18 protein-coding genes are annotated in these 21,924 nt (G+C 74.3%); 9 read left to right on the top strand and 9 right to left on the bottom strand.

Annotated features, from left to right (window positions below; genetic code table 11):
• Window positions 1-4: 4 nt before the first annotated feature.
• The 7 genes from ACGFIZ_RS27740 to ACGFIZ_RS27710 all read left to right on the top strand — a co-directional run bounded on the left by ACGFIZ_RS27740 (window position 5) and on the right by ACGFIZ_RS27710 (window position 9,378).
• Entirely contained in the window at window positions 5-1,360 is a 1,356-nt protein-coding gene (locus tag ACGFIZ_RS27740; RefSeq protein WP_393424040.1) for a B12-binding domain-containing radical SAM protein, read from the top strand.
• A complete protein-coding gene (locus ACGFIZ_RS27735) occupies window positions 1,357-2,442 on the top strand; it encodes an arginase family protein (protein ID WP_393424038.1) in 1,086 nt (361 codons plus the stop codon). Before ACGFIZ_RS27740 ends, ACGFIZ_RS27735 begins: the two co-directional genes overlap by 4 nt.
• Window positions 2,439-3,500 (top strand): hypothetical protein, encoded by a 1,062-nt coding sequence (locus ACGFIZ_RS27730; protein ID WP_393424035.1) that lies wholly within the window; start codon window positions 2,439-2,441, stop codon window positions 3,498-3,500. Before ACGFIZ_RS27735 ends, ACGFIZ_RS27730 begins: the two co-directional genes overlap by 4 nt.
• Window positions 3,500-4,432 (top strand): PHP domain-containing protein, encoded by a 933-nt coding sequence (locus ACGFIZ_RS27725; protein WP_393424032.1) that lies wholly within the window; start codon window positions 3,500-3,502, stop codon window positions 4,430-4,432. The genes ACGFIZ_RS27730 and ACGFIZ_RS27725 overlap by 1 nt, the downstream gene beginning before the upstream one ends.
• Window positions 4,429-7,029 (top strand): lantibiotic dehydratase, encoded by a 2,601-nt coding sequence (locus ACGFIZ_RS27720; RefSeq protein WP_393424029.1) that lies wholly within the window; start codon window positions 4,429-4,431, stop codon window positions 7,027-7,029. The genes ACGFIZ_RS27725 and ACGFIZ_RS27720 overlap by 4 nt, the downstream gene beginning before the upstream one ends.
• Window positions 7,029-8,267 (top strand): MFS transporter, encoded by a 1,239-nt coding sequence (locus ACGFIZ_RS27715; RefSeq protein WP_393424026.1) that lies wholly within the window; start codon window positions 7,029-7,031, stop codon window positions 8,265-8,267. Before ACGFIZ_RS27720 ends, ACGFIZ_RS27715 begins: the two co-directional genes overlap by 1 nt.
• A gap of 172 nt (window positions 8,268-8,439) precedes the next feature.
• A complete protein-coding gene (locus tag ACGFIZ_RS27710) occupies window positions 8,440-9,378 on the top strand; it encodes a phosphotransferase family protein (protein ID WP_393424023.1) in 939 nt (312 codons plus the stop codon).
• Window positions 9,379-9,485: 107 nt separating this feature from the next.
• Here ACGFIZ_RS27710 and ACGFIZ_RS27705 read toward each other — a convergent pair whose 3' ends face one another.
• The 4 genes from ACGFIZ_RS27705 to ACGFIZ_RS27690 all read right to left on the bottom strand — a co-directional run bounded on the left by ACGFIZ_RS27705 (window position 9,486) and on the right by ACGFIZ_RS27690 (window position 14,470).
• A complete protein-coding gene (locus ACGFIZ_RS27705) occupies window positions 9,486-11,663 on the bottom strand; it encodes a transglycosylase domain-containing protein (protein WP_393424020.1) in 2,178 nt (725 codons plus the stop codon).
• A gap of 259 nt (window positions 11,664-11,922) precedes the next feature.
• Window positions 11,923-12,738, bottom strand: coding sequence for a hypothetical protein (locus tag ACGFIZ_RS27700; RefSeq protein ID WP_393424017.1), 816 nt, complete (start codon window positions 12,736-12,738; stop codon window positions 11,923-11,925).
• A gap of 152 nt (window positions 12,739-12,890) precedes the next feature.
• Window positions 12,891-13,997 (bottom strand): SPFH domain-containing protein, encoded by a 1,107-nt coding sequence (locus ACGFIZ_RS27695; protein ID WP_393424014.1) that lies wholly within the window; start codon window positions 13,995-13,997, stop codon window positions 12,891-12,893.
• A 5-nt stretch (window positions 13,998-14,002) separates the two neighbouring features.
• The gene (locus ACGFIZ_RS27690) at window positions 14,003-14,470 is read right to left on the bottom strand and encodes an NfeD family protein (protein ID WP_393424011.1); all 468 of its coding nucleotides are present in this window, start codon (window positions 14,468-14,470) and stop codon (window positions 14,003-14,005) included.
• Between the two features lie 89 nt (window positions 14,471-14,559).
• On the opposite strand from ACGFIZ_RS27690, the gene ACGFIZ_RS27685 reads away from it, so the two are divergent.
• Window positions 14,560-15,876: a serine hydrolase domain-containing protein gene (locus ACGFIZ_RS27685; RefSeq protein WP_393424082.1), complete on the top strand. Its 1,317-nt coding sequence runs from the start codon at window positions 14,560-14,562 to the stop codon at window positions 15,874-15,876.
• Window positions 15,877-15,895: 19 nt separating this feature from the next.
• Here ACGFIZ_RS27685 and ACGFIZ_RS27680 read toward each other — a convergent pair whose 3' ends face one another.
• On the bottom strand, window positions 15,896-16,708 hold the full coding sequence (locus ACGFIZ_RS27680; protein WP_393424008.1) for a DUF3097 domain-containing protein: 813 nt from the start codon (window positions 16,706-16,708) through the stop codon (window positions 15,896-15,898).
• A gap of 179 nt (window positions 16,709-16,887) precedes the next feature.
• Here ACGFIZ_RS27680 and ACGFIZ_RS27675 point away from each other — a divergent pair, with 179 nt between their 5' ends.
• Entirely contained in the window at window positions 16,888-17,682 is a 795-nt protein-coding gene (locus ACGFIZ_RS27675; protein ID WP_347671272.1) for a hypothetical protein, read from the top strand.
• A 60-nt stretch (window positions 17,683-17,742) separates the two neighbouring features.
• Here the strand turns inward: ACGFIZ_RS27675 and ACGFIZ_RS27670 are convergent, their stop codons facing one another.
• The 4 genes from ACGFIZ_RS27670 to fabG all read right to left on the bottom strand — a co-directional run bounded on the left by ACGFIZ_RS27670 (window position 17,743) and on the right by fabG (window position 21,276).
• Window positions 17,743-18,606, bottom strand: a complete 864-nt coding sequence (locus ACGFIZ_RS27670; protein ID WP_393424005.1) for an HAD-IIA family hydrolase — start codon at window positions 18,604-18,606, stop codon at window positions 17,743-17,745.
• Window positions 18,558-19,586, bottom strand: a complete 1,029-nt coding sequence (locus ACGFIZ_RS27665; RefSeq protein ID WP_393424002.1) for a ferrochelatase — start codon at window positions 19,584-19,586, stop codon at window positions 18,558-18,560. The genes ACGFIZ_RS27670 and ACGFIZ_RS27665 overlap by 49 nt, the downstream gene beginning before the upstream one ends.
• Before the next feature lie 178 nt (window positions 19,587-19,764).
• On the bottom strand, window positions 19,765-20,532 hold the full coding sequence (fabI, locus tag ACGFIZ_RS27660) for an enoyl-ACP reductase FabI (RefSeq protein ID WP_393423999.1): 768 nt from the start codon (window positions 20,530-20,532) through the stop codon (window positions 19,765-19,767).
• 39 nt (window positions 20,533-20,571) lie between these two features.
• Entirely contained in the window at window positions 20,572-21,276 is a 705-nt protein-coding gene (gene fabG, locus ACGFIZ_RS27655) for a 3-oxoacyl-ACP reductase FabG (RefSeq protein WP_347671276.1), read from the bottom strand.
• Window positions 21,277-21,924 lie beyond the last annotated feature (648 nt).

The following is a 21,924-nucleotide window of genomic DNA, read 5'->3' as shown; positions in this document are numbered from 1 at the left end:
AGTCGTGCCCAGATGCTGCATCGTGCAACTCCCGTTCCCGTCGACCCGGGAGCCGGACCGAAATCTCGCCGACTACTACCTGGACTACGACAAGGTGTTCCGCCAACTCTTCCCGGAGTACTTCATCCCCTCCGGGGGGCTGTGGGAGATGCCGTTGTGGGTGGCGCACCTGACGGCGCTGATGGACAGCGCCGGCTTCGAGTCCACCTTCCAGGACCTGTCGAGGACCCCCGCCGAGGTCACCGCGTGCGTCGAGGCGCTGCTGGACGCGACCGTCCCGGGCGAACTGGTGCTGGCGTCACCGCTGGCCCAGAACTTCCGACTGACCCTGGACGTCGCGCGCCGGCTGGAGGCCGCGGGACGACGTGTCGTCCTCGGGGGCAACATGGCACCGCTCGCGCCGAAGGACGCCGTGCACCTCGTGCACCGCGGCCAACTGGACGTCGGCTTCGCCCGCCGGATCAGGGTCCTGGGCGGCAGCGACGGCGGCGAGAGCGAGAAGGCGACCCGGCGGGGACTGTCGGCGGAACGCATCACCTGGACGCCGGAGTACCGGCACCTCGAGAACTACGGCGGCAGCGTGCCGCTCATCCGGCTCAACGCGAGCCACGGCTGCCTCTACGAGTGCGCCTTCTGCGGTGACGCGTGGAGCAGGCAGCTGACCCTCGTGTCGCGCGACGCCCTGGCCGCCGAGGTGGACGACATCGCCCGCCGCTTCCCCGACACCCGGTTGCTCTACATCGGCGACAAGACCTTCGGGCAGTCACGGGAGGCGGTCCAGAACCTGATCGACGTCTTCCGGGACCGTCCCGGCTACCGGTTCATCGTGCAGACCCACGTGATGCAGGTGAAGGACTGGGTCGTCGACAGCATGCGCGAGCTGGGCGTCATCGCGGTCGAGCTGGGCTTCGAGTCGGCCGACTCGGAGATGATGAAGCGGCTCAACAAGCTCTCCCGCGGCCTCGACCACTACACGGAGAAGATCCACGACCTCAGGGACGCCGGCCTGCACATCGTGCTGAACATGATGGGCGGGCTCGACGAGGAGACCGAGCAGTCGCACCGCCAGACGCTCGACTGGCTGAGCGACAACAGCGACGCGCTGTGGCTGTTCAACCTCTACAACTTCGTGCCCTACCCGCTGATCCCCGACTTCGCCCGGCTGCGGGACCGCATCGTCAACTGGGACTTCGCCGACTGGCGGGAGGACGCCCCGGTCGTGTACCGGCCCGCGCACCTCACCCCCGAGCGCAGCTGGGAGCTGTTCCAGGAGAAGGTCGCCGCCGCCCACCGCATCGTCCGCGCCTCGACGCACGACCGGACGGCCCCCCTCACCACCGCTGGATCGGAGACCCGATGACCGAGCTACCGGACTTCGCGGCGCTGCAGAACAGCGTCAAGCCAGAGGACTTCGCCGAGGATCCGCTGCCCGGCTGGGCCGGCGTGGCCACCCTGTTCGGGGCCCCGTCGGCGCGCGCCGACGAGTTGGACGTGGGCCCGGACGGGTGGGCGGTCTCCGGCATCCCGTTCGACGCGACGGCCAGCTCCCGGCCGGGCGCCGCCGAGGGGCCGCGGGCCGTACGCCAGGCGAGCCTGGTGTTCGCCAGCTACCTGCGCAGCCTGGGCGAGTGGAAGATGCTCGACACCCGCACGGGTGACACGTTCCGGTACGTCGCGCCCCGGGTGGCCGACGTCGGCGACCTGCACATCTACCCGACCGACACCGTGCGCACCTTCCAGGCGGTGGCGACGGAGAGCCAGCGACTGGCCCGGTCGGCGCCGCACCTCATCTTCCTCAACGGCGACCACTCCACGACGTTCCCGACCTTCGCCGGCTTCCGCGCCGCCCGGACGGAGGCCGGACAGTCCCGGATCGGTTTCGTCAACATCGACCACCACTTCGACTTCGGCAACACCAGCGTGCTGCACGGGCCGCTCTACCACGGCTCGAACTCCCGCCGGATCAGCGAGCTGCCCGGCATGCGGCCGGAGGACATCGCCTTCGTCGGCGTCGGCGACGTGACGAAGTACGACCAGTTCCAGGGCCTGCGGGAACGCGGCTTCCACGTCGTGCCCGGCGCCGCGATCCGCCGGGACGGCGCCGCCGTCGCACTCCGACAGGTCGTCGAGCGGCTGGGCGAGCAGTGCGACACCGTCTACGTCTCGCTGGACATCGACGTACTCGACAGCGCGTCGGCCACGGGCACCGGCCACGTGACCATGGGCGGCATCGCCGGCGGCGAGTTGCTGGACGTCTACGAGGCGCTGCGCGCGCTGCCGGTCGGCGCCCTCGACGTCGCGGAGATCGCACCGCGCTACGACCCGTCGGGCAGCACCCCGCAGATCGCCGCGCACCTGCTGTTCAACTTCCTGTTCCGTACCGGCACCGCCCCGTCCGGCCTGGCTCCCTGGGCGGCGGAGAACGCGCAGGAGGCACGATGAGATTCCCGCCCGTCGCCGCGTCCATCGACTGCGCCGATCTGCTGCGTGCCCCGGACCGCCGGGACGAGGTCACCCACCGGCTGGCCGCCGAGGCCGTCCGGCTGCTCACCACGACCGGCTTCGCGGTGTTCCGCATCGGCCGGCTCCGGCTCGGTGTCGAGGAGAGCCGCGGGCTCGCCCTCGGCCTGGCCGAGCAGGTCCGCAGGACCCTGATCGACCGGGGCGCCCCCGACCGGATGCGGCTGGAGGTCGACAAGCCCCAGCAGACGTACGTGCCCGACGGGTACCAGACGCGGACGCTGCTGCCGCACCACGACGGGCAGCACTGCTCCTACCTGACGCCCAGCCTGCTGGACGCGCCCGACTGGGATCCGGCGCTGCGCGAGTTCGGCTCCTCCGGGTACACGACGACACCGGCGCACAAGATGTACCAGGGCATCTTCCTGGCCGATCCCGGCGAGGGGCTGAGCGTCACGACCTACTACGACTGGCTCGCCGTCATCGACGGCGTGGTCCGCGCACGCGACCTCGCCACCGGACCCGACTTCGCGGCCGACCCGGTCGCGGCGACGGCCCGCTGGTTCGGCGCGAACCTGCGGGCGATGGCCGAGCGCCAGCCGGAGCACGGCTGCCCCTACCCCTCCCCCGGCGCCATGCTCGGCCTCGCCGAACCCATGTGGCACGGCATCTCCTTCCACCACGCCGAGAACGACCTCGACGCCGAGAGCCGGAAACGCTACCCCGCGGCGGTGCCGCTCGCCGAGCGCTGCCCGTGCGGCCGCTGCACGGGACCGGCCGCCCGGCTGTACTGCCACCAGACCCTGGCGGCCACGGGGCTGAACTGGACGGAGTTCCGCGACCGGTGGGAGGTCATGGCTCCGGGAGAACACTGCGACCTGCTGCTCGGGCACAACCTGACCATGCTGCACGGCGGCCTCGCCGGCGGCCCCGGCCGGCTGCTGGAGCCGCTCTGCCTGGTGGTCGACACACCGACCGGCCCGGAGTACGAGCGCTGGCTCGCCGCGGCCTGGCGGCGGCGGTTGCCGGAGGTGGGCTGATGCCCGGTGTCGCGGCGACCGTGGCCACACCGGTCGACCTGCACCTGCACACCCGCTGCTCGGACGGCGACGAGACACCGGCCGGGTTGGCGGCCCGGTGCCTGGCCGCCGGCCTGCGGATCGTCGCCGTGACCGACCACAACACGATGGCGGGCGTCGAGCCCTTCGCCCGCGCCGCCGGGGAAGCCCTCACGGTGCTGCCGGGCTGCGAGATCACCGCCACCTGGCGCGGCGAGGAGGTGCACTGCCTCGCGTATCTCGTCGACCCGGCCGACCCGGTCCTCGGCGAGCGGCTGCGCCGGGTGCACGACGGGGAGCTGGCCTGGTGGCGGACGTGGGCGCGGCGGGCCGAGGAGCTGGGCGTGCCGCTCGGCTGGGCGCGGGTGGCCGCCCGGCTGGGCGGCGACCGGGTCGCCTACGTGGGCGACTACCTGGCGCTGCTGGCCGAGGTGGCCGGCGAGGATCCCCGCTTCCGCGGGTACGGGCCGGACACCTACTGGAAGATCGCCGAGGACTGGTGCCGGCCGGGTCAACCGTTGCACGTGCCGCAGCCCTGGCGTCCGCACCTGACCGAGGCGCTGAGGTGGGTGGCCGACGCCGGTGGGGTCGCGGTCCTCGCCCACCCGGCCGCGCTGCTGGCGTCGATGTCGGACGCCGAGTGCCTCGGCACGTTGCGGGAGTGGGCGGCGGCCGGGCTGGCCGGGCTCGAGGTCTGGACCAGCTGGCACACCCCTCGGGAGAGCGCCCGGCTGGAGCGGCTGTGCGCCGCCGCCGGGCTGACACCCACCGTCGGCTCGGACTACCACGGCCCACGCGTCAAACGGTGGGTGTCCGCCCCCGGGCTGCTGCCGGCGCCGGTCGCCGAGCCGTACGCCCTGGTCGACGCCCTGCGCGGGCGTCGGGCCGGACACGTCAGCGGGGTGCGCCGATGACCACGGACAGCGTTGCGGCCACCGCGCCGGGCGACGGCGCGTTCCGGGCGACCGAGGCGACGTGGCACCTGATGCCGGTCGTCGTCCTGCGGCAGGCCGGTTTCCCCATGGAGCTGCTGGAACCGCTCGTCGCCCCGGAGGCGGGCGCGGAGGCCGACGATCTGCTCGCCCGGCGGGCCGCCCTGATCGCGCGGGCCGACGAGGCGCGGGGCCTGCTGCGGTCGCACCGGGTGGCGGGCCGGCAGCGGGTGTCGTCCCGGATCGGCCAGTTGCGCCCGATCCCGGCGGACGACTACGCGGCCGTGGCCGCCGAGCTGCCCGAGTCGGCCGCGTCGGTGCTGCGCGCGTACCAGGAGGGCGCCGCCGCGCTGACGCGGGCGTGGTCGGCGTTCGGCGAGCGTCACCGGCAGCGCCTGGAGGCGGCTGGTCTCGCGGTCGTCGCCGCCTTCGCGGATCCGGCGCTGCGGGAGGTGCTGCTGCTGTCGAACGACGCGGCCTACCCCGGGTTCGCGGCCTGGCTCGACTCGTTCCGGGCCGGGCCCGAGGCGTTCCGGGGCGAGGTGGGGCGGCGGACCCGGAAGATGACCGACCTGCTCACCATGTACCTGCAGCGGGTCACGACGAAGAACGAGACCAACTCCCACTTCGGGCCGTTCACCGTCGGACGGGTCGGCGCCGCCCCGGGCATCACCTTCGCGGCCGGGGGCTCGCTGCGGCGCCACGCCTGCTTCGCCCACTGGGCCGCCGAACGCCTCGCCATGGCGGCGGGCGAGATCCCCGAGCTGGCCGGGTACGTGCGTCCGCGGCGGCGGCCCCTGGCCTTCCTGCGCGACGGCCGGCTCGACCTGTACGCGTTCACCACGCGGGACGGCCTCGACACCGAATGGCACTTCCGGCACGTCGCGCGGACCGACGTGTCGCCGGCCGAGGAGCGGCTCTGGCGGCGCTGCGACGGTGAGCGCACGCTCCGCGAGCTGCGCGCCGAGTGGCAGGAGTACGGCGCCGGCAACGGGCGGTCGTTCGACGAGGTGCTGTCCGCACTCGTGCGCGACGAGCAGCTCATCGCGGAACTGGAGGTTCCGGCCGGCGACTCCCGTCCGCTGGCCGCCCTGCGCGAGCTGCTGCCCGCCGACGACGAGCACGCCCGGCCGGTCCTCGACGAGGTCGCCGCGTTCGAGCGCGACCTGGTGCGGTTCGCCGCCGCGCCGCCGGCCGCCCGCCCCGGGCTGCTGGCCGAGGCGAAGGCCCGCTTCGAGCGGCTCACCGGCGGCCCGGCGAACCGCAACAGCGGACTGCACTACGCCGACCGCGCCATCCTCTTCGAGGAGGCCCACTCGCCGCTGCGGGAACTCACGATCGGACCCGACGTCGCGCGCTTCGTCGCCGACGAGCTGTCCATCGTGTACGAGGTGGTACTGGCCGGGCCGCGGCTGCGCATGCGGCGCGAGATGCGGGTGCTGACCCGGTGGCTGACCGAGCGGTTCGGCCCCGGGGTGGAGGTGCCCCTCGACCTGCTGTACGCGGAGTTCATCGCCGACCGCGACCGGCTCGCCGCCGAGTGCGCGCCGATCGACGCGGAGCTGGCCGCCCTGGACGAGGCGATCATGTCGACGCTGCTGGGTGCCGACACCGACCGCTCCGAGGTGGTCGTCGACCGCGCGCGGATGGCGGAGGTCCTCAAGGAGTGCGTCGCCCACCCGTCGGCGGTGTGCAACCCGGACGTGCTGTTCGCCGCGCCGAGCCGGGAGGCCCTGGCCGCCGGCGACTTCACGGCGGTGATCGGTGACTGCCACGCCGTACGCGAGGTCATCACCCACACCAGCTTCGGCCCGCTCGTGCAGGAGCGCGCGCCGGACCTGCTCCCCGAGGTGTACCAGGGCTACCTGTCCCTGCTCGACGAGGACGAGGTGCTGGTCAACCTGACCCGGGGACACCCGGACAAGTCCTCCACCCAGCTCTGCTACCCGTGCCTGGACCTGGAGGTCTACGGGCGCTCCCGGCAGCGGCGCGACCAGGTGATCCAGCCGTCCCAGCTGTACGTGACGGTCCGGGACGGGCGGGCGGAGCTGCGGGCGTACGGCGTCACCGGACGGATCCGGCTGATGGCGCCGCCGGCCGGCGGGCCGAGCATCCGGCAGGATCCCCTGTCGCCGTTCTCGTTCCCCCGGCACTTCGGCGGGGTCGGCCTCCAGACCGCCGTACTGGCGCACGTGCCGCGGATCCGGTGCGGGCGGGTGGTGCTCCAGCGGGAGACGTGGCGGGTGCCGGCCGACCGGCTGCGCGGGCTGGCGTACTCCGGCGACCGGGTGGCGGCGGACGACGCCGCCGAGTTCCTGGCCGCGCGCCGGCTGCGCGCCGAACACGGCCTGCCGCGGCACGTCTTCGTGAAGCTGCCCGGCGAGCCGAAGCCGATCTACGTCGACTGGGAGGCGCCGCTGCTCGTCCGCCAACTGTGTCGCCTGGCCAGGCGGGCCCGGGGGACGGTGGAGATCAGCGAGATGCTGCCGGGGCCCGACCAGCGGTGGTTCGCCGTGGACGGACAGCGGTACACGACGGAACTGCGCTGTGCGGTGTTCTCTCCCGGGCGGCCCGGCTGATGGAGCGGAGTACCGGCGTCGACGTGGCGGCCGGCGGCGGCACCGCCGCGCGTTGGCTGGTCGGCGCGGCGGGCGTCTCCGCCCTCGGAGACGGCATCCGGTTCGCCGCGCTGCCCCTGCTGGCGACGGTGCTGTTGCGGGACGGCTTCCAGGTGGCCGTGGTGACCGCGGCCACGACGCTGCCCTGGTTGCTGTTCGGGCTGCCCGCCGGCGCCTACGCGGACCGGGTCGACCGGCGCCGGCTCATGGTGCGGGCCGACCTGCTCCGCGCGGGGACGCTGGTGGCCGCGATCGGCCTGCTGGCGGCCGGGTGGCTGACCCTCTGGCCGTTGGTGGCGGTCGCGTTCCTGCTCGGTGTCGGCGAGGTGCTGTTCGACTGCGCCGCGTTCGCGTTCCTGCCGAGCGTGGTGCGGCCCGAGCGGCTGGAGACGGTGAACTCGCGCCTGTTCGCCGTCCAGACGCTCTGCCGCGACCTGCTCGGCCACGTGCTGGGCGGGGTGCTCTTCGCGGCCCACCGCCTGGTGCCGTTCGCGGTGGACGCGGTCTCCTTCCTACTCTCGGCGGCGCTGCTGGCCAACATCCGCGGCCCGGCCGCCGCGCCGGCGGCACCCGCGACGGACGGCCACGCCGGCGTACGGCTGTGGCGGGACATCCGGGACGGGGTCGCCTACGTGGCGGGCGATCCCCTGCTGCGCGTGTTGACGGTGACCGCCGGGCTGATCAACGCGGTCTACCTCGGCCAGATAGCCGTCTTCGTCATCCTCGTCCGGGAGGTCCTGGGGCTGCCGTCCGCGGCCTACGGCCTGCTGGTGTCCGCCGGTGCGCTGGGCGGAGTGCTCGGCGGTGCGGTGGCGGCCGCCGTCGCCCGATCGGCCGGGCGGGTGCCGGCGCTGCTCGGCAGCCTGGCGCTGATCGGCGCGGCGGGCCTGGGTGTGGCGGCGACCGCCAGCACGGCCGTGGTGGCGGTCGCGTGGGCCGCGGGCGGCGCCGGGATCATGGTGTGGAACGTCGTCGCGGTCTCGCTGCGGCAGTCGATCATCCCGGATCGGTTGCGGGGCCGCGCCACGGGCGTCTACCGGCTCGTCGCCTGGGGGATGATGCCGTTCGGCGCGCTGGCCTTCGGCTGGGTGTCCGACACGGCCGGCCCGCGGGGGGCGTTCGCCGCCGGCGGGGTGGTGCTGCTGGCCCTGTGCCCGCTCGTCGCGCCGGCCCTTAGGCGGGACGGCCGGGCCGGGTGAGGCGGGACGGCCGGGCCCGGTGAGGCGGGACGGCCGGGCCCGGTGAGGCGGGACGGCCGGGCCCGGTGAGGCGGGACGGCCGGGCCCGGTGAGGCGGGACGGCCGGGCCGGGTGAGACAGGCCGCCGGCGGCCGGACGGAAGACGAGAACGACGCGAGAGACGAGGTACCGCGTGGACGCCCGAGAAGACCTGATGGAACGCCTCGCCACCCGCTGGCGGCTCGACAGCCTGGAGCTGATCGGCCAGGGGCTCGAGTTCACCGTCTACCGGGGACTCGCCACGGGACGGCGGCCCGTGGTGCTCCGACTGGCCCCGCGCAGGTTCGACTCGAACGCGAACGATCCCGGGGTGGACACCCGGGCCCTGCTGATCCAGGAGTACGAGATCACCCGGCACCTGTCCGGCCTGGGCTTCCCGGTGGCCGAGCCGGTGAGCATCCACCTCGGAAACGACGCCGGCAGCACCCCGGGCGGCGCGGCGGGGGACCTTCCGGACGTCCTGGTCTCGCGATACGTCGACGACGACGGCAGCCCGCTCGACTGCCACGATCTCGGCCGGTTGCTGGCCCGCCTGCACCGACTGCCCCCACCGCCGCGCGTGCTTCCCGCCGCGACGGAGGGCCTGCGCGGCGCGGAGGTGATCGCCACCAGGCTGCGGCGGCGCTGGAACGAGATCGGCCGGCTGGTGGCCGACTGGCCCGCCGGGCCCGATGCCGCGCTGCTGCTGAGCCGGCTCGCCGGCGTCACCGGCGCCGGCCTCGTGCACCTCGACGTACGCAGCGCCAACATCCGTCGCGCCCACGGCCGGACGGCGGCGCTGCTGGACTGGTCCAACGCCCTGCTCGGGGACGCCACCGTCGAGTTCGGCCGGCTCGTCGAGTACGCCCGCTACCCCGAGAACGAGCTGGACGTCGCCGCCGTACGCGCCGGGTACGCGGCCTGCGCCGAGGTGCCCCCGCCGGACGACCCGGCGCTGCTGGTCTGTCGGCTCGACGCGGCGGTGATGCTCGCCCTGGTCTTCCTGTCGGAGGCCCCCGATCCGGAGCGCGGTCTGCCGGCGGCCGCCCATGCCCGCGACCTCGCGGACCGGCTGGCCGTCGGCGTCCGCTGACCACCCGTCCTACGCCGGCGACGTCCTCTGGCAGCCGGGCGCCGACCGCTGACCACCGCCCCGGGTCGACCCACCGGCGACCCACCGGCGGGCCTCGCCTCGGGAGGTCAGCCGCGCCGGCCCTGCAGCCAGCGGAGCAGGCCGGGAGGAAGGCCGCTCCGGTCGGACTGCTGCTGCGGCCGCGTGGGCTCGACCGGGCGGTGCACCTCGCCGGCCAGCTCGCGGCTGGGTGCGGTGAAGTCGCGTACCGGCTGGCCGGCCACCGCCGTGCTGATCACCCGGGCCACGGCGTCGATGACCCGGGCCTGCACGGCCGAGCCGACGGAGTCGCCCGGGTCGTCCGGGTTGGCGGCGATGCCGGCGACGGCCGCCTGCGGGGTGAAGCCGACGAAGGTCTCCGTGGCGTTCTCCTCGGAGCTGCCCGTCTTTCCGGCGACCGGGCGGCCCACGATCCGGTCCACGGCGGTCGCGGTGCCGCCGTCGCACTGGCCGTACGTGGTCTGCTGGCCGACCGGGCAGCGCGCCGCGTCGGTGGCCGCCCGGGCCACGTCGGTGTCGAGCACCTTCTTGCAGGACGGCTCGCCGACGGGCACCTTCTCGCCGTTGCCGGCGGTCACCGAGACCACCGGCAGCGGCGTGCAGTACGTCCCCTCGGCGGCCACGGTCGCGTACGCGTTGGCCAGGTCGAGCGGGGTGGTGGCGGCCACCCCGAGGGTGAACGACCCCCAGTTGGCCGCGTCGTCGCGGGCGAAGTTTGCGTCGGCGTCGGCCCGGAACCGGATGCCCAGGCGCTGCGCCATCTCGACCACCTTGTCCTCGCCGACCTGCTCGGCGAGCCAGACGAAGTAGGTGTTCACCGAGCGGCCGAAGCCGTCCCACATGGTGCGGTAGCCGTCCATCCACTGCGGGTTGGCGTTCGCGGGGCACCACTTGCCGTCGCAGTTGCCCTCGCCCCCGTCGGGGTACCGGGTGGGCAGCTTGCTGGGCGCGTCGAAGCCGGTGGCCAGGGGCCGCCCGGACTCCAGCGCGGCGAGCATGGTGAACAGCTTGAACGTGGAGCCGGCCTGGTAGCCGTCGACACCGCCGCCGCCGGAGATCAGCGGGTTGACGGTGTTGGGGTGGTTGGCCTGCCCGGCCGGGTTCGCGTCGAGGCTGTAGTGCCGGTTGACGGCCATGGCCAGCACCCGGCCGGTGCCCGGCTGGACGGCGGCGATCGGCAGGGCACGCTTGTTGTCGTACCCGTAGACGGCGGTGGCCTGCTGCTGCGCGGTGGCCTGGATCTTCGGGTCCAGCGAGGTGACCACGGTGTAGCCGCCCCGGCGCAGCGCCTGCTCGCGCTCGTCCACTGTCGCGCCGAAGGCGGGCTGGGTCAGCCACCACTGCCGCAGGTAGTCGCAGAAGAAGCCCCAGTCGTCGTGGCCGTCGGCCACAGCGGTGCAGCCGTTGGGCTGCGCGGTGGGGTGCAGGGCGAGCTTCTCGGCCTTCGCCGCCGCGGCCTGCTGCGCGGTGACCGCGCCGGTGGCGACCATCGAGTCGAGCACGTACGCGCGCCGGGCCAGCGCCGCGTCGGCGTTCCCGCCGATCGGGCTGTACGCGTCCGGGGACTGCACCAGCCCGGCGAGCAGGGCCGCCTCGGCGAGGGTCAGGTCCGCCGGCGCCTTGCCGAAGTAGCGCTGGCTGGCCGCCGCGATCCCGTACGCGCCGGCGCCGAAGTACGCGATGTTGAGGTAGCGGTTGAGGATCTCGTCCTTGCTCAGCCGCTGCTCCAGCGCCGTGGCGTACCGGATCTCCTGGAGCTTGCGCCCGACGGTCTGCTCGGTGGCGGCCGCCCGCTGCTCGGCGGTGCGGTTCGGGTCGGTCTTGAGCACGTTGCGGACGTACTGCATGGTCAGCGTCGAGCCGCCCTGCTCGGTGCCGCCGGTGACGTTGGCGACGAGGGCGCGGGCCAGGCCGCGCAGGTCGGCGCCGCCGTGGTCGTAGAACCGCCGGTCCTCGGCGGCGACGATGGCCTGGCGCATCACCGGGGCGATCTCGGTCAGCGGCACGTCGGTGCGGTTCACGTCGTAGAACGTGGTGATCAGCGTCTTGCCGTCGCTGGCGTAGACGTACGACCGCTGCGGGGTCGCCGGGGTGCGCAGCGCCGCGGGCAGCGCGGCGTACGACCCGATGGCCGACTTCGCGGCCCAGCCGAGCAGCAGGTTGCCCGGCAGCGCGGCGACCGCCAGGGCGAGGCCGGCGAGTAGGCCGGCGAGCAGCACGGTGAACAGCCGCGACAGGGGAGCCATGGCCCCAAGGATTGCCACGAAAGCCGCGATCCGGCCAGCCCGGCCGGCGATTGTCAGCGAATTCACCGCGGCCTGCCAGCACTCTCTCTGCCGAACCCACCCACCCCGCCCCCAACGGGACGCGTCAAGATCCGCGCAGTTTCCCAGAAACTGTGGCCTGCCGTCGCGCTGAAGTGACACTTTCCGTGAACTTGTCCGGATCTTGGATCGCGCAGGGCAGGCCCGGCGCGGGGGGGGGGGCAACCCGGGCGGGGCGGCGTCAGCCGGCGGCGACGGGGCCGCCCGGCCCCGCGACGGCGCCGCCACCCGGGGCGGCGGTGGCGACGCTGGCGCTGGCCGCGTCCCGGACGATCGCCGCCGGCAGCAGCCGGCCGGAGCGGTAGCCGATGCCGATCCCGGCGATCAGCACGAAGAGCGCCCCGAACGTCTGCAGCGAGCCGACCAGCGCGCCGCCGACGCCCAGCAGCGGAGCGGCGACCATCAGCATCCCGCCGTCGGCGATGCTGAAGGTCCCGGAGCGCGCCACCGCCCAGCCGGTCAGGAACCAGCCGACGGTGTAGCAGCCGGCGCCGACCAGGACGAGCGTGCGGGCCGTGGTGCCGAACACCGGGGCCTGCTCGGCCAGCCCGGCGAAGGGCAGCATGAGCACGGTCCCGGCGATGCTGACCAGCAGCCCGGCCACGGCCGACCCGCGGCTTCGGGTGGCGGCGAGCAGGCCGGTCAGGGCCAGCAGGGCGAGCAGGCCGAGCCAGACGGCGGCGACCCAGCCGAGCAGGTACAGCGGCCGGCCGTCGGCCGGGTACGGGTCGTTGCCGACCCCGCCGTCGCTGGCCATCGCCACCACGCCGTACAGCAGCGCGTACGCGGGCAGCAGCCAGACCGCCGCGCGGCCGAGGCGGCGCAGCGACCACGCCCAGGTGGCGTTGGTCGCCGGGCCGGGCGGCGCCGGTTCGACGATGAACGGCAGCACCCCGAACCCGCCCCCGGTACGCCGGGTGCCCAGCGGCCCGGCCGGGTCGTGCGCGCCGGGCACGGCCGCCCTGGAGAAGATCTTGTTCGCCGGGTCCCTGTCCATGCGTCACCTCGCTGCGCTCTTCGGCGGAGCCGGGGCGCGCCGCGGCGCCCCGTTCCTGGTCACCACCCGTCCCTCGGGACCGATCGTGTCAGGCACCGGAGCGCCGCATGAGGATTTCTCTCATTCCCGCCCGGTCCTCGGCCGGGCCGCCGTCAGCCCCGTTCGCGCCGGTCGGCCGGGTCGTTCAGCAGGCTCGCCGGGGACACCGGCTCGGGCGCCGGCAGCCCCTGCGCGCCCTTGCCGCCGCTGGCCTGCGCCTCGGCGACGCGTACCTCGTCGTGGATCTCCTGGGCCGCGGTCGCCGCCGCCCGCGCCGCCTCGGCGGCCTCCCGCTCCACCTCGCCGGCGTCCCTGGCCGCCTCCGGCGACGGCACGTCGCCGACCATGTCGGCCAGCCCGCCCAGCGCGCCGCCCATCCCCTCCAGGGCCTTGGTCAGCTCCGCCGGGACGATCCAGACCTTGTTCGCGGTGCCGTTGGCGATCTGCGGCAGCGCCTGCAGGTACTGGTAGGCGAGCACCTTCTGGCTCGGGTTGGCCTGGTGGATCGCGTCGAACACCGTCCGGATGGCCTTGGCCTGGCCCTCGGCCTGGAGGATGCGGGCCTGCCGGTCACCGTCGGCGCGCAGCACCGCCGCCTGCTTCTCGCCCTCCGCGGTGAGGATCTGCGACTGCTTCAGGCCCTCGGCGTTGAGGATCGCCGCCCGGCGGTCCCGCTCGGCGCGCATCTGCTTCTCCATCGAGTCGCGGATGCTCGGCGGCGGCTCGATGGCCTTGATCTCCACCCGGGTGACCTTGATGCCCCACCGGCCGGTCGTCTCGTCCAGCACGCCGGACAGGTGCCGGTTGATCTCCTCCCGGCTGGTCAGGGCCCGCTCCAGGTCGAGCGAGCCGATGACGTTGCGCAGCGTGGTGACGGTGAGCTGCTCGATGGCCTGGAGGAAGTTCGAGATCTCGTACGTCGCGCGGACCGAGTCGACGACCTTGAAGTAGAGCACCGTGTCGATCGAGACCACCAGGTTGTCGGAGGTGATCACGGGCTGCGGCGGGAAGCTGACGACCTGCTCCCGCATGTCGACCTTGGTGCGGACCGCGTCGATGAAGGGGACCAGCAGGTTCAGCCCCGGGTTCAGGGTGCGCTTGTACCGCCCGAGGCGCTCGACGACGTCCTGGCGCTGTTGCGGCACGATCCGCACCGCCTTGATCAGGGTCACCACGGCGATCAGCGCCACGGCGACCAACAGCACCGTCACAAACTCCATACCCTTCACCCTCTCGTTCCGGGCAGTTCGCCCGGGGAAGAAACGTCGTCCTGCCACACCAGGGCCGTCGCGCCCTGGACCTTGATCACCTGCACCCGCTGACCGGGCGCGAAGCTCTGCGTCGCGTCGTACGAGCGGGCGCTCCACAGCTCACCGTCGATCTTGACCAGGCCGCGCTCGGCGTCCACCGGCTCCAGCACCAGCGCGCTGACCCCCTCGATCGCCGCCACCCCGAACGGCTGGTCGCCGAGGGCGGGCCTGGCGTGCCGCCGGATCGCCGGCCGGGCCACCGCCACGGTCAGCGCCGAGACCACCGCGAAGACCAGCGCCTGCACGGCTGTCGGCGCGCCCAGGGCCGCCGCCCCGGCCGCGGCGAACGCGCCGACGGCGAACATGATCAGAAAGAGCGTCGTCGTGAGGATCTCGGCGACCGCCAGCACCACGCCCAGCACGACCCAGAACACCGCGTCCACCCCCCGATCGTGACATGCGGAAGCACGTGCGGCCCGTTGGCAAGATCAGTAAGCTCGGCGGCGCCCGTGCCGAGCAGTGGAGGATCGCCGTGTCGCTACCGCCCGAGACCGTCCGCCGGGTCGACGCCCTCGTCGCCGAGGCGCAGGCCGCCGGCCGTACGCCCTCGCTCGTGCTCGGGGTGGTCCGCGACGGGCGGCTGGCACACCTGGCCGCCGCCGGGGAGCACCCGCGCCCGGACGCCGGCCTGCAGTACCGGGTCGGTTCGATCACCAAGACCATGACGGCCGTGCTGGTGATGCAGCAGCGCGACGCCGGCGCCCTGACCCTCGACGACCCGCTCGAGGCGCACCTGCCCGGCACCGGGGTCGGCGCGCTCACCGTACGCCAGCTCCTCGGCCACGCCGGCGGGCTGCAACGGGAGCCGGACGGCCGGTGGTGGGAGCGGTCGGAGGTCGGCGACCTGGCCACGGTGCTGGCCGGGGTGAGCGAGCGGAAGATCGCGTACCCGCCGCACCGGGTCTACCACTACTCCAACCTCGCGTACGGGCTGCTGGGCGGGCTGCTGGAGGCGGTCACCGGCACGCCCTGGCTCGACCTGCTCCGGCAGCGCCTCCTGGAGCCGCTGGGCATGGGCCGCACCACGTACCAGGCCAGCGAGCCGTTCGCCCGGGGGTACGTGGTGCACCCGTGGCACGACACGCTGCGGGAGGAGCCGCGCACCGACACCGGGGCGATGGCGCCGGCCGGGCAGCTCTGGTCGACGATCGAGGACCTCGTCCGCTGGGCGGCGTTCCTGGCCGATCCGGACCCGGCCGTGCTCGCCCCGGAGACGCTCGCCGAGATGTGCGCCCCCGTCGTGATCAGCGACCTGGACGCGTGGACCGGCGGGCACGGCCTCGGCGTCGAGCTCTACCGCTGCGGCGAACGGGTGTACGTCGGCCACGGCGGCTCGATGCCCGGCTACGTCGCGTGCCTGGCGGTGCACCGCCCCACCCGCACCTCGGTGGTCGGCTTCGCCAACTCGTACGGCCTGCGGGTCGGCAGCCTCGGCGCGCTCGGCCAGCGGCTGCTGACGACCGTGCTGGACGCCCTGCCGGCCCCGGTCACCCCGTGGCGCCCGGCCGACGCCCCGCCCCCGGCCGAACTGGCCGAGCTGACCGGCCGCTGGTGGTGGATGGGCAAGGAGTTCGAGTTCCGCGCCGACGCGGCGGCCGGCGAGCTGCGGGCCGGGCCGGTCGGCAACCCCTCGCTGCGGTTCGTCCCCGAGGGACCGGACCGCTGGCGGGGGCGCTCCGGCGCGCAGGACGGCGAGATCCTCACGGTGCTCCGCGACGAGGCAGGCCGGCCGGTCGCCCTGGACATCGCCACCTTCGTCTTCACCCGCACCTCGGACGAGGAGCCCTGACCGGGCCCGGAGCAGGCGATCAGTGCGCCGGCTCGGTGACGAAGTCGATCAACCGCTCCATCGAGTTGATCAGCGGCGTCTCCACGTCGGCGAAGGTGGCCACGCGGGACAGGATGTGCCGCCACATGTCGGCCGGCTCGGCCACCCCGAGTGCCGCGCAGACCCCCTCCTTCCACGGCCGCCCCGGCGGCACCACCGGCCACGCCGCGATGCCGAGCGCGGCCGGCCGGACCGCCTGCCACACGTCGACGTACGGGTGCCCGGTGACCAGCACGTGCGGCGAGGTGACCCGCGCGACGATCCGGCTCTCCTTCGAGCCGGACACCAGGTGGTCGACCAGCACGCCCAGCCGGCGACCCGGCCCGGGGGCGAAGTCGCGCACCCGGGCCTCCAGGTCGTCGATGCCGTCCAGCGGCTCCACCACGATGCCCTCGATCCGCAGGTCGTCGCCCCAGATCCGCTCGACCAGGGCGGCGTCGTGCACCCCCTCCACCCAGATCCGGCTGGCCTTCGCCACCTGCGCCCGGACGCCGTCCACCGCGATCGACCCGGATGCGGTGCGCCGGCGGGCCGCCGGCACCGGCGTCCGGGTCGGCCGGCGCAGCGTCACCGGCTGGCCGTCGAGCAGGAACGCCGCGGGCAGCAGCGGGAAGTTGCGCCGCCGGCCGTGCCGGTCCTCCAGCACCACCGCGCCCGACTCGAACCCGACGACCGCGCCGCAGAAACCGGAGTCCGCGTCCTCGACCACGAGGTCCGGCTCGGCGTCCACCTCCGGGGTCGCCCTCCGCCGCCGCCAGTCCCCCGCCAACACGTCCTCGCCGTACCGCCGCATCCGGTCACGCTAACGCCGGGCGTGCTCCCCCGCGCGGCAGCCGCGCCGGGGAAGTCGATCACGGGCGACGAAAGGCGCAGACCGGTCGCCACTGTCCCATAGGGGGCAGGTCGGGGCAGGGATCGCCGCGCCCTCGGCAGTCGAGACACAGGCGCCGGGGACGACGTACCCTCTCTTGCATGTCCTCCCCCGCAACGGGCGCGATGACGCTCGCGCCGCGCCGGTCGAGCCGGTTCGTTGCCTGGGTACGCGCGTGGCGCGCCGGGCTCGTGCCGTACGACGAGGTCGCCGAGGAGATCTCCGGCGACGAGGAGCACCTCGTCGCGGACGCCCCCGGCACCTGGACCGACGTCCCGCTGCGGGACGCGCTGCCCGTCCTGGCGAAGCTCTCTCCGGACGAGATCCGCCTGGTGCTGCCCGCACCCGGCGACCCGCGGGGGCTGCCCGGTCCGGGCGACTTCACCGGAGCGGCACTGCTCGCCGGCGAGGCGGTCGTCGCCGGGAGCCTCGGGCTGATCCCGGAGGTCCGCACCCACACCTCCGGTTCCGGGATGACCTGGGAGACGGTGCTCTGGCGGGTCTACCCGCTGCCCGCCGACGCGCCGGCCGCGTCGGCGGCCTCGCCCGGCGCCGCCGAGGCCGAGGCCGAGCTGGCCGCCGCGCTCGCCGAGACCACCGCCGCGCTGACCCGGCTCGACGTCGCCCAGTGGCGGCCGGAGCTGGCGGGCGCGCTCGCCGCGCTGCGCCGCCCCGACGGCGCCACCGACCTGCCCCCGGGCTTCGACCCGCGGGCGCGGCGGCTGTTCGCCCGCGCGGCCGTGCTCGACCGGGTGCTGGCCCTGGCCGGGCACAGCGCGCCGGGTGGGGCGATCAACAACTACGAGGCGCAGCAGCGCGACGCGGCGCTGCGGCCGCTGACCACCGCCTGCCGGCAGGCCCTCGTCGCCGCCTGCAACGCCCCGCTGCGCCTCTGACGCCGCCCCGCGGCGGACGCGTCCGGGCCGCCCCGGACGGGCGGCCGCCGACCGGCCGGGTCAGATCTCGTCCATCAGGTCGGCGACGGAGTCGACGATCCGGGACGGCCGGTACGGGTACCGCTCGGCCTCCGCCCGGGTGCTGATGCCCGTCAGCACCAGGATCGTCTCCAGGCCGGCCTCCAGGCCGCAGAGGACGTCGGTGTCCATCCGGTCGCCGATCATCGCGGTCGTCTCGGAGTGCCCCTCGATGGTGTTCAGCGCCGACCGCATCATCATCGGGTTGGGCTTGCCCACGAAGTACGGCTCCACGCCGGTCGCCTTGGAGATCATGGCCGCCACCGAGCCGGCGGCCGGCAGCGCGCCCTCCACCGACGGGCCGGTGACGTCGGGGTTGGTGCAGATGAACCGGGCCCCGTCGTTGATCAGCCGGACCGCCTTGGTGATCGCCTCGAAGCTGTAGGTGCGGGTCTCGCCGAGCACCACGTAGTCGGGCGCGTAGTCGGTGAGCACGTAGCCGACCGCGTGTAGCGCCGTGGTCAGCCCGGCCTCCCCGATCACGTACGCGGTGCCGCCCGGCCGCTGGTCGGCCAGGAACTGCGCGGTGGCCAGCGCCGACGTCCAGATCGCCTGCTCGGGCAGCACGAAGCCCATCCGGGTGAGCCGCGCCTGCAGATCCCGCGGCGTGTAGATGGAGTTGTTGGTGAGCACCAGGAACGGCTTGCCGGAGGACCGCAGCCGGTTGATGAACTCCGGCGCGCCGGGCACCGGCTGGCCCTCGTGCACCAGCACGCCGTCCATGTCGGTCAGCCAGCTCTGCACCGGCTTGCGCTCAAGCATCTGTCGTCCCAAGGGGGTGTCGGGGGCGGGATGGGTCAGGGGCGGCGGGCCGGCACGCAGCACACCGCGGGGCACGTGTCCCACAGCGGCAGCTCGCCGAGGCGGCGGCGCTGCCGCTCCGCGCCCGGCTCGGTGCGCTCGGCGACCAGCTCCCGCACCATGGCCACGAAGCGCGGGTCGATGCCCGGGGTGGCGGCCCGGACGAAGTCCAGCCCGACCCGCTTGGCGGTCTCCAGCGCCTCGGTGTCCAGGTCCCAGACCACCTCCAGATGGTCGGAGACGAACCCGATGGGGCTGACCACCACGCCCGTGGCGCCCGCCTCGGCGAGCGCGGCGAGGTGGTCGTTGACGTCCGGCTCCAGCCACGGCACGTGCGGCGGGCCCGACCGGCTCTGCCACACCAGGTCGTACGGCAGGTCGGGCGCGGCGGCCGCGTGCACCAGCCGGGCGACCTCGGCGAGCTGGGCGGTGTACCGGCCGCCGTGTGGGCCGGCGCTCGCGGCCATCGAGGTGGGGATCGAGTGGGCGGTGAACACCAGCCGGGTGGTGGCCCGCTTCGCCGGGTCGAGCTGGGCGAGCGCCGCCCGTACCGCGTCGGCGTGCGGCTCGACGAAGCCCGGGTGGTCCCAGAACTGGCGGAGTTTGTCGATCACCGGGGCGTCCGGGCCGACCGCCGCCCGGGCCCGCGCGATGTCCTCCTGGTACTGCCGGCAGGAGGAGTACCCGCCGTAGGCGCTGGTCACGAACGCCAACGCGGTGGTGACCCCGTCGTCGCGCATCCGCGCCACGGTGTCGGCGAGCATCGGGTGCCAGTTCCGGTTGCCCCAGTAGACGGGCAGGTCGACGCCGTGGGCGGCGAAGTCCGCCCGGATCGCGGCGAGCAGGTCGCGGCACTGCTGGTTGATCGGGGAGACGCCGCCGAAGTGCTGGTAGTGCTCGGCGACCTCCGCCAGCCGCTCCGGCGGCACGCCCCGGCCCCGGGTCACGTTCTGCAGGAAGGGCAGCACGTCCTCGGGCCGCTCGGGGCCGCCGAAGGAGACCAGCACCAACGCGTCGTACGCCATGCCGCCCATTCTTCCGTTACCTGAACGCAGCAGTTAACTACCCCGCCGGCCTGGCCACGCCCAGCAGGGCCCCTGCCCGCTACGGGCCGCGCGCCACCGGGGCGTGGCGCGTCTGGGCGCGTGTCAGGAAGGGCCCTTCCTATACCGAATGCGTTAAGAAAGGGCCCTTCCTTGCCGGTCAGGCGCCGATGGCGTGGTAGCCGCCGTCGACGTGGACGATCTCGCCGGTGGTGGCCGGGAACCAGTCCGACAGCAGGGCCAGGCAGGCCCGCGCGGCCGGCTCCTGGTCGGTGAGGTTCCAGCCCAGCGGGGCGCGCTCGGCCCAGGCGTCCTCGAACTGCTCGAAGCCCGGGATCGACTTCGCGGCGATGGTCCGCAGCGGGCCGGCGGCGACCAGGTTGCTGCGGACGCCCCGCTTGCCCAGGTGCAGGGCGAGGTAGCGGGACGCCGACTCCAGCCCGGCCTTCGCCACGCCCATCCAGTCGTAGACGGGCCACGCCTTGGTGGCGTCGAAGGTCAGGCCGACCACCGCGCCGCCCGGGCCCATCAGCGGCAGCGCCGCCATCGCCAGGGACTTGTACGAGTACGTCGAGACGTGCAGCGCCGTGGCCACGTCGTCCCACGGCGCGTCGAGGAAGCCGCCGCCGAGGCAGCTCTGCGGGGCGAACCCGATCGAGTGGACCACCCCGTCGAGGCCGTCGACGTGCTCCCGGACCCTGTCGGCCAGCCCGGCGAGGTGCTCGGCGTCGGTGACGTCCAGCTCGATCACCGGGGCCGGCTCGGGCAGCCGCTTGGCGATCCGCTCGACGAGGGAGAGCCGGCCGTAGCCGGTGAGCACGACCTGCGCGCCGTTCTCCTGGGCGAGCTTCGCCACCGAGAAGGCGATCGAGGCGTCGGTGATGACGCCGGTGACCAGCAGCCGCTTACCGGCCAGCAGTCCGGACATGGTGGGAGTTCCTCCGTCGGGTCGGTGCGTACGAGGTGGTCAGTGGCCCATGCCCAGGCCGCCGTCGACCGGGATCACGGCACCGGAGACGTAGCCGGCCGCGTCCGAGGCGAGCCAGGTGACCGCCCCGGCGATCTCCTCGGGGGCGGCGAACCGGCCGGCCGGGATGGTCTTCTGGTAGTCGGCCCTGCGGGCCTCCGGCAGCGCGGCGGTCATGTCGGTCTCGACGAAGCCCGGCGCGACCACGTTGGCGGTGATGTTGCGGCTGCCCAGCTCGCGGGTGATCGAGCGGGCCACGCCCACCAGGCCGGCCTTGCTGGCCGCGTAGTTGACCTGGCCGGGGCTGCCGTAGAGGCCGACCACCGAGGAGATGAAGATCATTCGGCCCCACTTCGCCCGGAGCATCTTCGGCGACGCCCGCTTGGCGCAGCGGAACGCGCCGGTGAGGTTGGTGTCCAGCACCCGGACGAACTGCTCCTCCGTCATTCGCATCAGCAGGGTGTCGTCGTTGATGCCGGCGTTGGCCACCAGCACCTCGACCGGCCCCAGCTCCTCCTCGATCGCGGTGAACGCGGCGTCGACGGAGGCGGAGTCGGTGACGTCGGCGCGTACGCCGAACAGCCCCTCGGGCGCGTCGCCGCTGCGGTGCGTCACCGCCACCCGGTCGCCCTGCTTGGCGAAGGCCTGCGCGATGGCCAGTCCGATCCCCCGGTTACCGCCGGTCACCAGCACGGTGCGGGCCACGGGTCCCCCTCTGTCAGCTGATCTACGGTCGGTCCGGAGCCTAGGGGTTACCGACAGGTAAGCGCTAACGCGGGCGCGGCGCGGCGGCCCCTCGGCCAGCGGTGGGAGGTGCGCACCGACCGCCGAGGGCCGGGCCGGAACGGGGCGGGCGCGGCGCGGGTGTAAGATGATCCGCGTTCCGGACCCGGCCGACCGCAGGAGGTGATCGCTGTGCGAGATAGCGATCCTCCCAGTCGTGGCCGGGCCGCCCGTCAGCCCCGCTGAGCCACGGCTCGGCCGGTGAGCTGACCCAGTTCCCGCTCCCCGCACCCTGCGCCCCTCGGCCCCACGGCCGGGGTGTCCGCGCTGCGCCGTCCGCCCGGGCGGACGCGGGGAGCCGTCCGGTCACGACTTCGTGTGCGCGTCCTGATCAACCCCCGCGGTCCCCCGTGCCGGCGCGGACCGTCCAGTCGCCACCGGAGCCACTCCATGAGCCGTTACCTCGCCCCGCTGGGCTTCACCCTCGCCGCCGTCTGGGTGGCCGTCGTCTTCGTGCTGGCCGGCGGCGGCACGCACTGACCGCGGCTCGCCGCCCGTCGTCGCTGCACACCGCGTAACACGGCACGGGTCTCACCCAGAGTGCCGCAGCGCCTGGCCGTGAGACGTTCC

Source organism: Micromonospora sp. NPDC048830, assembly GCF_043198215.1.
GTDB lineage: Bacteria > Actinomycetota > Actinomycetes > Mycobacteriales > Micromonosporaceae > Micromonospora.
This window is presented reverse-complemented; position numbering and strand designations above follow the sequence as displayed.

Coding starts and splice junctions, on each gene's coding strand:
- ACGFIZ_RS27735 (WP_393424038.1), top strand. CDS start 1,357: ATGACCGAGCTACCGGACTTCGCGGCGCTGCAGAACAGCGTCAAGCCA.
- ACGFIZ_RS27730 (WP_393424035.1), top strand. CDS start 2,439: ATGAGATTCCCGCCCGTCGCCGCGTCCATCGACTGCGCCGATCTGCTG.
- ACGFIZ_RS27725 (WP_393424032.1), top strand. CDS start 3,500: ATGCCCGGTGTCGCGGCGACCGTGGCCACACCGGTCGACCTGCACCTG.
- ACGFIZ_RS27720 (WP_393424029.1), top strand. CDS start 4,429: ATGACCACGGACAGCGTTGCGGCCACCGCGCCGGGCGACGGCGCGTTC.
- ACGFIZ_RS27715 (WP_393424026.1), top strand. CDS start 7,029: ATGGAGCGGAGTACCGGCGTCGACGTGGCGGCCGGCGGCGGCACCGCC.
- ACGFIZ_RS27705 (WP_393424020.1), bottom strand. CDS start 11,663: ATGGCTCCCCTGTCGCGGCTGTTCACCGTGCTGCTCGCCGGCCTACTC.
- ACGFIZ_RS27700 (WP_393424017.1), bottom strand. CDS start 12,738: ATGGACAGGGACCCGGCGAACAAGATCTTCTCCAGGGCGGCCGTGCCC.
- ACGFIZ_RS27695 (WP_393424014.1), bottom strand. CDS start 13,997: ATGGAGTTTGTGACGGTGCTGTTGGTCGCCGTGGCGCTGATCGCCGTG.
- ACGFIZ_RS27680 (WP_393424008.1), bottom strand. CDS start 16,708: ATGCGGCGGTACGGCGAGGACGTGTTGGCGGGGGACTGGCGGCGGCGG.
- ACGFIZ_RS27675 (WP_347671272.1), top strand. CDS start 16,888: ATGTCCTCCCCCGCAACGGGCGCGATGACGCTCGCGCCGCGCCGGTCG.
- ACGFIZ_RS27665 (WP_393424002.1), bottom strand. CDS start 19,586: ATGGCGTACGACGCGTTGGTGCTGGTCTCCTTCGGCGGCCCCGAGCGG.
- fabI (WP_393423999.1), bottom strand. CDS start 20,532: ATGTCCGGACTGCTGGCCGGTAAGCGGCTGCTGGTCACCGGCGTCATC.